General features: G+C 75.5%; 10 protein-coding genes. All 10 read left to right on the top strand.

Annotation, left to right across the window (positions count from 1 at the left end):
• The 10 genes from J2S42_RS02765 to J2S42_RS02720 are packed head-to-tail and all read left to right on the top strand — an operon-like array spanning position 1 to position 10,334.
• Positions 1 to 1,062 (top strand): beta-ketoacyl synthase N-terminal-like domain-containing protein, encoded by a 1,062-nt coding sequence (locus J2S42_RS02765; RefSeq protein ID WP_307234869.1) that lies wholly within the window; start codon positions 1 to 3, stop codon positions 1,060 to 1,062.
• A 45-nt stretch (positions 1,063 to 1,107) separates the two neighbouring features.
• Positions 1,108 to 1,365, top strand: a complete 258-nt coding sequence (locus J2S42_RS02760; RefSeq protein ID WP_307234867.1) for an acyl carrier protein — start codon at positions 1,108 to 1,110, stop codon at positions 1,363 to 1,365.
• Complete coding sequence (locus J2S42_RS02755) at positions 1,362 to 1,715, top strand: 3-hydroxyacyl-ACP dehydratase FabZ family protein (protein WP_307234865.1); 354 nt, start codon at positions 1,362 to 1,364, stop codon at positions 1,713 to 1,715. The genes J2S42_RS02760 and J2S42_RS02755 overlap by 4 nt, the downstream gene beginning before the upstream one ends.
• Entirely contained in the window at positions 1,712 to 2,179 is a 468-nt protein-coding gene (locus J2S42_RS02750; protein ID WP_307234864.1) for a 3-hydroxyacyl-ACP dehydratase FabZ family protein, read from the top strand. Before J2S42_RS02755 ends, J2S42_RS02750 begins: the two co-directional genes overlap by 4 nt.
• Positions 2,176 to 2,919: a 3-oxoacyl-ACP reductase FabG gene (gene fabG, locus J2S42_RS02745; RefSeq protein WP_307234862.1), complete on the top strand. Its 744-nt coding sequence runs from the start codon at positions 2,176 to 2,178 to the stop codon at positions 2,917 to 2,919. The genes J2S42_RS02750 and fabG overlap by 4 nt, the downstream gene beginning before the upstream one ends.
• A gap of 17 nt (positions 2,920 to 2,936) precedes the next feature.
• Complete coding sequence (locus tag J2S42_RS02740) at positions 2,937 to 3,614, top strand: 2-hydroxychromene-2-carboxylate isomerase (RefSeq protein WP_307234860.1); 678 nt, start codon at positions 2,937 to 2,939, stop codon at positions 3,612 to 3,614.
• Between the two features lie 60 nt (positions 3,615 to 3,674).
• On the top strand, positions 3,675 to 7,061 hold the full coding sequence (locus J2S42_RS02735; RefSeq protein ID WP_307234858.1) for an AMP-binding protein: 3,387 nt from the start codon (positions 3,675 to 3,677) through the stop codon (positions 7,059 to 7,061).
• Positions 7,058 to 8,752 (top strand): acyl-CoA dehydrogenase family protein, encoded by a 1,695-nt coding sequence (locus J2S42_RS02730; protein ID WP_307234856.1) that lies wholly within the window; start codon positions 7,058 to 7,060, stop codon positions 8,750 to 8,752. Before J2S42_RS02735 ends, J2S42_RS02730 begins: the two co-directional genes overlap by 4 nt.
• 41 nt (positions 8,753 to 8,793) lie before the next feature.
• A complete protein-coding gene (locus tag J2S42_RS02725; RefSeq protein ID WP_307234854.1) occupies positions 8,794 to 9,057 on the top strand; it encodes an acyl carrier protein in 264 nt (87 codons plus the stop codon).
• Positions 9,054 to 10,334 (top strand): condensation domain-containing protein, encoded by a 1,281-nt coding sequence (locus tag J2S42_RS02720; protein ID WP_307234852.1) that lies wholly within the window; start codon positions 9,054 to 9,056, stop codon positions 10,332 to 10,334. Before J2S42_RS02725 ends, J2S42_RS02720 begins: the two co-directional genes overlap by 4 nt.
• Positions 10,335 to 10,362 lie beyond the last annotated feature (28 nt).

Here is a 10,362-nt window from a genome sequence, read left to right as displayed (position 1 = left end):
ATGACGTACCGACTCGTGCTGTCCGGATGGTCGGCGGTCTCACCGTTCGGCGTCGGCGCGGCCGCGTTCGCCGACGGGCTCGCCGCCGGCCGGACCGCGATCGCCGCGCTCGACCCCGGCAGCTGGCCCGGACCGGCCCGGACCGGCGCGGTGATCCCCGGCTTCGACGTCGTCGGCCGGCTGGGCCGCAAGGGCACCCGTGCGATGGACCGGGTCACCGCCATCGCGATCACCGCGGTCGGCGAACTGCTCGGCCCGGAACCGGCCGGCCCGGACACCGCGCTGGTGCTCGGCACCGGCACCGGCAGCGTGCAGAGCATCATGGACTTCACCCGGGACGCGCTGACCGGCGACAAGCCGTACCTGGTCGACCCGGCCCGGTTCCCGAACACGGTGATGAACCGCGCGGCCGGGACCAGCGCCATCTGGCACGGCATCCGCGGGCCGAACACCACGATCGCCGGCGGCGCGCTCACCGGGCTGCTCGCGCTCGGCTACGCGGCCCGGCTGCTGCGCGCCGGTCGCTGCACGCGGGCGCTGTGCGGCGCGGCCGAGGAATACTCAGCGCAGCGCGCCTGGATCGAGCACACCGGAGCCGCACCCGGCGTCACGCCCGGCCCGGCCGGCGAGGGCGCCGCCGTGTTCCGGCTGGAGCCGGCGGAGACCGCCGGGCACGCGCTGGCCGAGGTCGCCGGGCTGCGCTTCGGCGCCACCCGGCCCGGCGGGACCGCGCGGGAGGCCCTGGAACGGTGCGTCACCGCGCTGCTGGCCGACAGCGGTGTCAAGGCCTCCGAGATCCGCGCGGTCTCGGTCAGCGCGCCGCCCGGCCCGCTCGGCGACCAGGAGCGTGCCGCCGTACGCGCGATCTGCGACGGCGACGTCACGCCCGGCGCCGCGCACCGCGCCCTGCTCGGCGACACCGCGGCCGCGGCCGGCGCGTTCCAGATCGCCGAGGTGCTGGCCGGGCCCGCGGCCCGGCCCGGCGAGGCAGCGCTGGTCACGGCCGTGGACCGGGACGGCCGTGTCGGCTGCCTGCTGCTGCGCCTGACCACCGACCGATAGCACACGGCCGCCGCAGGGGCGGGCCGCCGAGGGGAGAGGCACACCATGACCGAGCAGACGACGTCCGTACCGGAGAAGGAAGAACTACGCCGGATCATCGCCGAGACGCTCGAGGCCGACGTCGAGGAGATCACCGACGACGCGAACTTCGTCGACGACCTCGAGGTCGACTCGCTGATGGCGCTGGAGATCACGGTCCGGCTGGAGAAGCGGTACGGCATCAGCCTGGACGAGTCCGAGATGCGCGGGGTCTCCTCGCTCAACGGCACCTACAAGCTGCTGCTCGACAAGCTGGCGTCGTGACCGGCGCGCTGGAGATCGCACCCGCGGAGATCGTCGTCGGTGTGCCCGCCGACGACCCGGTCTTCGCCGGGCACTACCCCGGTTATCCGGTGCTGCCCGGCGTCTACCTCATCGGGTACGCCGACCGGGCCGCGCGCGCCGCCGCCGGTCCCGGCCTGCCACGGCTGTCCAGCGTGGACAGCATCCGGTTCCGGCGACCGGTCTACCCCGGCGACCGGGTCACCGTCACCGCGCGGCTGCGCCCGGACGCCGGCGGCGGGCTGATCTGCACGGCGGTCGCCACGGCCGGCGGGCAGACCGTCGCCACGCTCACGCTCGGATACCCGCCCGCGGAGGGAGACGCCCGGTGATCGGCGCCGACGCCATCAAACGCATCATCCCGCACCGCTACCCCATCCTGCTGGTCGACCGGGTGATCGAGGTGCGGCCGGGCCGGGAGCTGACCGCGGTCAAGGCGATCACCGTCAACGAGCCGCACTACCGGGACGCCGCCGACGGTGACCACGCCTACCCCGTACCGCTGCTGATCGAGTCGTGGGCGCAGGCCGCGGTCCTGCTGGCCGTCTGGGAGCAGCCCAACCCGGACGTGCTGGCCGGCAAGATCGAGCTGGCCGGGGCGATCAAGGACCTGCGGGTCGGCGTGCCGGTCCACCCGGGTGAGGTGCTGCGGCACCGGGTCCGGCTGGTCCGCGGCATCGGCGACACCGCGATCCTGGCCGGGGAGACCGACGCCGACGGCGGCCGGGTGCTGACCGTCGGGCACTTCGTGGTGGCGCTGCGCGACCTTGCCGAGCTGCGGACCGGTGCGGCATGACCGCCGGCCGGCCGGTCGCGCTGGTCACCGGCGGGTCCCGCGGCATCGGCCGCGCGATCGTCACGCACCTGGCCGCGGAGGGGTACGACGTCGCGTTCTGCTACCGGTCCCAGGAGGACGCCGCGGCGACGGTCGCCAAGGACGCCGGCCGGCACGGCGGGCGGACGCTGGCCATCCGCGCCGACGTCGCGGTCCGGGACGAGGCCCGCGCGGTCGTGCACCGCACCGAGGCCGAGCTCGGGCCGATCACCGCGCTGGTCACCGCGGCCGGCGTGACCCGGGACGCGTCCATGGTGCTCCTCGACCCCGACGCCTGGGACACCGTGCTGCGCACCAACCTGGACGGCACCTTCCACGTCTGTCAGGCCGCCGTGTTCGCCATGATGAAGCGGCGGGCCGGCGCGGTCGTCACGCTCTCCTCGGTCGCGGGCGTGGCCGGCAACACCGGCCAGACGAACTACGCCGCGTCCAAGGCCGGGATCATCGGCTTCACCAAGGCGCTGTCCAAGGAGACCGGCCGGTTCGGCATCCGGGCCAACGTGGTCGCGCCCGGGTTCATCACCACCGACATGACCGCCGAGCTGCCCGCCAAGGTCGTCGAGGAGATGCGGCGGCGCACCTCGCTGCGCCGGTTCGGCACGCCCGAGGAGGTGGCGGAGCTGACCGGGTTCCTGCTCTCCGGCCGCGCCGCGTACGTCACCGGCCAGGTCTTCCAGATCGACGGCGGACTCGCCCTGTGAACCGGCAAGGAGCCCGGATGGCCCGCTTCTACTTCTCGCTGCGCAGCCCGTACTCCTGGCTGGCCTACCGCGACCTGCTGGACCGCTACCCGGGCCTGGCGGAGGAGATCGAATGGCGGCCGTTCTGGGAGCCGGACGACGACAACCTCAAGGCGCTCGACGAGGCCGGCGGCGCGTTCCTCTACACGCCGATGTCGCGCGCCAAGCACCTCTACGTGCTGCAGGACGTCCGCCGCCTGGCCGTCGACCGGGGACTGAGCATGCGCTGGCCGGTCGACCGCGACCCGTGGTGGGAGGTGCCGCACCTGGCGTACCTGGTCGCCGACCGGCAGGGCCGCGGCCGGGCGTTCGTCGACGCCGCCTACCGCGCCCGCTGGGAGCACGGCCGCGACATCTGCGACCCGGCAACCGTCGCCGGGCTCGGCACGGAGATCGGCGTGGACGGCGCCGAGCTGGCCCGCGCGGCACGGGATCCCGCGGTCCGCGCCGAGGGCGTGACCGCGCTGCTGGCCCTGCACCGCGACGGCGTCTTCGGCGTGCCGTTCTTCGTCCGTGGCCGGGACCGGTTCTGGGGCGTCGACCGGCTGCCCGCGTTCGCGGCCGGGGCCGGTGCGGTCGGCGTGCCACGCGAGCCGGCCCACCCGGCCGTGCGCGAGCGCGCCACCGACGAGGGGCACGCGGGCGGCTGCGGCTGAGCGCCGCTATAGGGCGCGGATAGCCGGGGACGACACGCTGTGCACGGAGAGAGGAGTCGCATGGCCACCTACGCCGAGCGTTTCCGGCACGTCGCCGGCGCCGAGCCGGATCGCGACGCGCTGCTGTTCCACACCGGACCGGCCGCGCGACCGGTCCGGGTCACCCGCACCTACGGCGAGCTGGACCGAGCCGCGCGTACCGTGGGGGAGTGGCTGTCCCGGCACTGCGCGCCGGGCGACCGGGCGCTGCTGATGTACCCGGCCGGGCCCGCGTTCGTCGAGGCCATGCTCGGCTGCCTCTACGCCGGTGTCGTCCCGGTCCCGGTCCCGCTGCCCGGCCAGTACGGCCCGCAGTCCGCCCGCGCCACCGGCATCGCCGCGGACTGCGCCGCCGCCGTGGTGCTCACCGGTGCCGCCACGCTCCCCCTGGTCACGGCGCGGCTCGCCGCCGAGGACGTCGCCCCGCGACCGCTCGCCACCGACACGCTCACCCCCGCCGCCTGGGACCCGCCCGCGGCCGGCCCGGACGCGCTCGCGCTGCTGCAGTACACCTCCGGCTCGACCAGCGACCCCAAAGGCGTCATGGTCAGCCAGGCGAACCTGCTGCACAACATCGAGACCATGCGCGACCGGCACGGCTGGGACCGCGACAGCGTCTTCTGCGGCTGGCTGCCCGGTCACCACGACATGGGCCTGATCGCGATGCTGCTCACGCCGCTGTTGCTGGGCGCGCGCACGATCATCACCGCCCCGACGGACTTCCTCAAACGTCCGCGGCTGTGGCTGGAGCTGATCAGCGAGTTCCGGGCCACGGTCAGCTGCGCGCCGAACTTCGCCTACGACCTGTGCGCCCGCCTGATCGCCGACGACCAGCTGGCCGGTCTGGACCTGAGCACGTGGCGGGACGCCTGCAACGGCGCCGAGCCGATCGACCCGGGCACGCTCGACCGGTTCGCCCGCCGGTTCGCCGCCGCCGGCTTCCGCCGCGAGGCGCTGCTGCCCGGCTACGGCCTGGCCGAGACCACGCTCTACGTCTCCGGCGCCGGGACCGGCCGCCCGCCGGTGCTGCGCGACGTCGGCACCGAGTCGCTGCACGGCCACCGGCTGCGCCCGCCCGCGCCCGGCGAGACCACCACCACCCTGGTCAGCAGCGGTACCGTGCACGACCTGACGGTACGCATCGTCGACCCGGACACCGCGGCCGTGCTCCCGGACGGCACGGTCGGCGAGATCTGGGTCAGCGGCGCCAGCGTCGCCCGCGGCTACTGGGGACGCCCGGACGAGACCGCCCGCACGTTCGGCGCGCGCACCGGCACCGGCGACGGCCCGTTCCTGCGCACCGGCGACCTCGGCGCCCTGCTCGACGGCGAGCTGTACGTCACCGGCCGGATCAAGGAGACGCTGATCCTGCACGGCCGCAACCTTTACCCGCACGACCTGGAACGCCGCATCGCCGAGGCCGACGAGCGGCTGGCCGCGCTGCCGTCCTGCGTGTTCACCGTACCGGGCCCACCGGAACGGCTCGTCGTCGTGCAGGAGGCGCGCGGCCGGCACCTGACCGCCGCCGGCCTGGAGGCCCTGGCCGGCACGGTCCGCGCCACGCTGACCGCGCACGCCGGGACGAGCCCCGCGGCCGTCGTGTTCGTCCGGCCCGGCCGGATCGAGCGGACCACCAGCGGCAAGATCCGCCGCAACCGGATGCGCGAGCTCTACCTCGCCGGGCAGCTCGACCCGATCCTCGAGGACCCGGCCCGGCCCGGCTACCCGCCGTACGCGCTCACCGAGACGCTGGAGAGCGAGCTGGGCAGCCCGCACCTGCCCGGGCACACGTTCTCACTGGCGCGCTGCCTGGAGCTCGACGCCCGCGAGGACTTCCCGGACGACGTCTGCGCGCTGCTGGACAAGGCCGGCATCCCCGCCTGGTACGTGCCCGCCGCGCACGGCGGCGCGGCCCGCAGTTTCGAGGAGACGCTGCAAGTGGTGCGCCTGATGGCCCGCCGTGACCTGACCGTGGCGATCGCGCACGGCAAGACGTTCCTCGGCGCGGTCTCCGCCTGGGTGGCCGACGACCCGGCCGCGGCCGCCCGGATGTCCGCCGACGTGCTGGCCGGCGCGGTCGTCTCCTGGGGACTCACCGAACGCGACCACGGCAGCGACCTGCTCGCCGGCGAGGTCGAGGGCCGGCCCACCGCGGACGGCTGGACGGTCGACGGCGAGAAGTGGCTGATCAACAACGCCACCCGGTCCGACGTGGTCTGCCTGCTCACCCGCACCGACCCGGGCGGCGGCCCGCGCGGGTTCAGCATGCTGCTGATGGACAAACGGCGGCTGCCCGCCGGCACCGTCACCCACCTGCCCGCGGTCCGGCTGCACGGCATCCGCGGCGCCGACATCAGTGGGATCACGTTCACCGGTGCCCCGGCCCGGCACGCCGACCTCGTCGGCCGCCCCGGCGAGGGCCTGGAACTGGTCATCAAGGGCATGCAGCTGACCCGCACGCTCTGCGCCGGGCTGTCGCTCGGCGCCGCCGACCGCGCGCTGCGGCTCACCCTGGACTTCGCCACCGGCCACCGGCTCTACGACCGGGTGCTGGCCGACCTGCCCCAGGCCCGGCACACGCTGTGCGCCGCCTACGCCGACCTGCTCACCGCCGAGGCGGTCACCCTGGTCGCCACCCGCAGCCTGCACGCGCTGCCCGGCGAGCAGAGCATCGCGTCCGCGGTCGTGAAGTACCTGGTGCCGACGCTGGTCGACGACATCACCGACCGGCTGGCCGGCGTGCTCGGCGCCCGCTCACTGCTGACCGACGGCACGTTCCAGAAGGTCCGGCGCGACCACCACATCGTCGGCATCTTCGACGGCAGCACGCTGGTCAACCTGAACATGGTGATCAACCAGTTCGGGGTTCTGGCGGCCGGGTACCGCGCCGGCCGGGCCGACCGGGCCGGCCTGGACGCCGCGGCCGGGCTGCACACCCCGGTCCCGGCGTTCGACCCGGGCCGGCTGTCGCTGGTCGCCCGGCACGGCGCGAGCGTCGTACAGACGCTCGCCGAGGCGGCCGACGGGCTGCCCGCGCCGCTGGCCGCGCTCGCCGGGCGGCTGCATCGCGCCGCGGACCGGCTGCACCGGCAGATGGCCGCGCAACCGGTCTCCGCGCGGGACGTCCCCGAGTCGTCCTACACGCTCGCCGAGCGGTACTGCCGGATCTGGGCGGCCGCGGCCTGCCTGCACCTGTGGCGGCGCACCCCCGCGGAGACCACCGGCCCGGCCGGGCTGCTGTGGCGCGACGAACTCTGGGTGCGCGCCTGCCTGACCCGCGCGCTGCAGCACCTCGGTGAGCCGGCCGGTGACGACCTGACCGGCCTGGCCGCGCCGATGCTCGGCCAGCATCGCGACGGGCTGCTGTTCTCCCCGCTCACGTGCCGCCTCCGAGAGGAACAGCCATGACCGCCGCCGGCACCCTGAGCGATCTCGAGACCCGGCTCGGCGACCCGGACGACGCGGCCAACCCGCTCGGCACCGCGGCCGTGCTGGCCGCGGACGAGCGCGGCGAACTGCTCGCCGACGGCGAGACGGCGCTGGCCGACTTCGGGATGAACGCCGAGTTCGTCCCGGCCGAGCTGGGCGGGCGGCTGCGTACCGCGGACGGGCTGGCCCGCACCGTGCGCGCCGTGTTCCGCCGCGACTGCACGCTCGGACTCGGCTACGGCATCACCAACTTCGTGGCGGCCGCGCCGGTGTGGACCTCCGGCGACGACAACCAGCGCCGCCGGCTCGCCGGCCTGCTGCTCGGCGGCGGACGGGCCGCGGCCGGCTACACCGAACTCGCGCACGGCAACGACTTCTCCCGCGCGGAGCTGACCGCCCGGCCGTACCGCAGCAGCCTGCTCGTCGACGGCCGCAAGGAACTGATCAACAACGTCGGGCGGGCCGAGACGCTGGTGCTGTTCACCCGCACCGAGCTGCGCCCGGGCAGCCGCAGCCACTCGCACCTGATGGTCGACCTGACCACGCTGCCCAGCCGCACGCTGCGCCACCTGCCCAGGTTCCACACCTCGGGGGTACGCGGATGCATGCTCGGCGGCGTCGAGTTCCGCGACAGCCCGGTCCCGCGCGCCGCGATGATCGGCGAACAGGGCGGCGCGATGGAGACCGTGCTGCGCGCCTTCCAGACCACCCGCGCGGTGCTGCCCGGCGTGATGGTCGGCGTGCTGGACACCCAGCTGCGCATCGTGCTGCGCTTCGCCGCCGGCCGGCGCCTCTACGGGCGTACCGTGGCCGACCTGCCGCACGCGCGGGCGGTGCTGGCCGGGGTCTTCACCGACCTGCTCGTCGCGGACTGCCTGGCCACCGTCGGCGCCCGCGCGCTGCACGTGCTCCCGGCCGAGACCAGCGTGCCCACCGCCGTGGTCAAGTACCTGGTGCCGAAGCTGCTGGAGGACGCCAACCACCGGCTCGCCGTACTGCTCGGCGCCCGCTCGTTCCTGCGCGACGGCGACTGTGCGATGTTCCAGAAGAACCTGCGCGACCTGCCGGTGGTGAGCCTCGCCCACGCCGGCGCCGCGGTCTGCCAGGCCACGATCATCCCGCAGCTGCCCCGGATGGCCGCCGCGGCGTGGTCCGGCGCCGAACCGGCCCCGGCCGAGGTGTTCCGCCTGGACGCGGCGCTGCCACCGCTGCGCTTCGACGCGCTGGAGATCACCGCCCGCGGCCGGGACCGGATCACCGCGGTGCTGCCCGCCGAGGCCGCCCGCGCGGACACCGACCCGCGCATCGCCGCACTGTGCCGGGTGTTCGCCGGGGAACTGCGCCGGCTGCGGGACGACTGCCGGGAGCTGCCGCCCCGGGACCGCACCGTGATCGCCGGCCCGGCCGCGTTCGCGCTCGCCGACCGGTACGCCACGCTCGTCGCGGCCGCCGCCTGCGTCGGCGTCTGGCGGCAGGCGGAGTCCGCGTTCCTGCGCGACCCGGCCTGGCTGGAGGCGGCGCTGCACCGGCTCGCAGCCCGGCTCGGCACGGCGGCCGGCCCCACCCCGGCCGGGCTGCACGAACCGCTGCACGCGGAGCTGCGTCGCCGGCTCGCCGACGCCCGCACCCTGGACCTCGGCGCGACCCGGCTCGCGGGCGCGACCACCTGACACACGCCGGCGGCCACGACCGCCGGCAGGGGAGGAGCACCATGACGGACACCTCGACGGAACCGGCCGTGACCATCCGGGACTGGCTGATCGAACGGGTCGCGTTCTACATCGAGCAGCCGGCCGAGCGGGTCGACCCGGACACGCCGCTGCTGGAGATGGGCCTGGACTCGGTCTACGCGCTGACCATCTGCGGTGACGTGGAGGAGCGTTTCGGGCTGATCGTCGAGCCCACGCTGCCCTGGGACCATCCCACGGTCAACGCGATGGCCGCGCACCTGGCGAAGGAGCTGACGGCACGTTGACCGGCGAGCTGCTGCCCCTGACCCCCGGCCAGGAGGCGATGTGGCTGCTGCACCGGCTCGCACCGGACAGCGCCGCGTACAACATCGTGGTGGCACTGTCGGCCCGCGGGCCGCTGGACGAGGCCGCGCTGCGGCGGGCCACGGCCGCGCTCGCCGCCCGGCACGACGTGCTGCGCTCCCGCTTCGGTGAGCGAGACGGCGTGCCGTACCGGGTGGTCGGCCCGCCCGGCCCGGCGCCGCTGACCGTCCGCGACGACGCGCCCGGCGCGGCCGAGCGGGCGGCGCGCGCACCGTTCCGGCTGACCGCCGAGCCCGGACTGCGCGTGACCCTGCTGCGCCGGGCACCCGGCGACGCGGTGCTGATCGTGGTCACCCACCACATCGTCAGCGACGCCACCTCGCACTGGCTGGTGGTCCGCGACCTGCTCGACGCCTACGGCGCGTTCCGCCAGGACCGGCAGCCGGACTGGCCGCACCTGCCGATCGACTTCGACCGGTACGTGCGCGACGAGCTGGCCCGCGCCCGGCCCGCGCCGCCCGTGCTGCCGCCCGCGGCCGAGCTGCCCACCGACCGCCCCCGCCCGGCCCGGCCCGGGTTCGCCGGCGCCACGCTGACCCTGCCCGTCGCCGCCGGGACCGCGGCCGCGCTGACCGCGCTCGCGCTGCGGCTGCGGGTCACGCCGTTCGCGGTGCTGCTCGGCGCGTTCCAGGCGGCCGTGCACCGCACCGGCGGGCAGAAGGAGTTCACGCTCGGCTGCCCGGCCACCACCCGTACCGTGCCGGGGTTGCGGGATCTGGTCGGCTATCTGGTCCGGACCGTGCCGGTGACCGCGCGACTGCACCGGGACAGCACGCTCGCCGGCACCGTCCGGGACGCGCACGCCCAGGTACTCGGCGCGTTCGCGGCCCTGCGCCGCCCGGAACCGGCCGGCCCGCCGCCCGGCTTCCGGATCGCGGTGACGATGGTGGCAGTCGACCGGCTACCGGTCCGTGGCCTGGCCACCGGCGGGATCACCCGGGACGGGCTGCGCCTGGAGCTCGTCGACCTGCCGCACATGGAGGGCCAGTTCGACCTGAACGTGGAGCTGCGCCGCGGCCCGGACTCCCTCACCGTGGTGCTCCGCTACGACACCGAGCTGTTCGACGCCGCGACCGTCGCCCGCTTCGGCGACCTCTACCTGCGCATGCTCGACACCGCCGGTACCGCCCCGGACACCCGGGTCCGGGCCGTGCCGGCCCCCGCTGACGTGCTCGCCTGGGGCGGCGCGACCGCCTGAGCCGTCGCGGGGCCGCGCGCCCCGCGAC

This window comes from Catenuloplanes indicus, assembly GCF_030813715.1.
In the GTDB taxonomy this organism is placed as follows: Bacteria; Actinomycetota; Actinomycetes; order Mycobacteriales; family Micromonosporaceae; genus Catenuloplanes; species Catenuloplanes indicus.
Note: the sequence above shows the minus strand (reverse complement) of the source record. Positions and strands in the feature narration are given on the sequence as shown.

Coding starts and splice junctions, on each gene's coding strand:
- J2S42_RS02765 (WP_307234869.1), top strand. CDS start 1: ATGACGTACCGACTCGTGCTGTCCGGATGGTCGGCGGTCTCACCGTTC.
- J2S42_RS02760 (WP_307234867.1), top strand. CDS start 1,108: ATGACCGAGCAGACGACGTCCGTACCGGAGAAGGAAGAACTACGCCGG.
- fabG (WP_307234862.1), top strand. CDS start 2,176: ATGACCGCCGGCCGGCCGGTCGCGCTGGTCACCGGCGGGTCCCGCGGC.
- J2S42_RS02740 (WP_307234860.1), top strand. CDS start 2,937: ATGGCCCGCTTCTACTTCTCGCTGCGCAGCCCGTACTCCTGGCTGGCC.
- J2S42_RS02735 (WP_307234858.1), top strand. CDS start 3,675: ATGGCCACCTACGCCGAGCGTTTCCGGCACGTCGCCGGCGCCGAGCCG.
- J2S42_RS02730 (WP_307234856.1), top strand. CDS start 7,058: ATGACCGCCGCCGGCACCCTGAGCGATCTCGAGACCCGGCTCGGCGAC.
- J2S42_RS02725 (WP_307234854.1), top strand. CDS start 8,794: ATGACGGACACCTCGACGGAACCGGCCGTGACCATCCGGGACTGGCTG.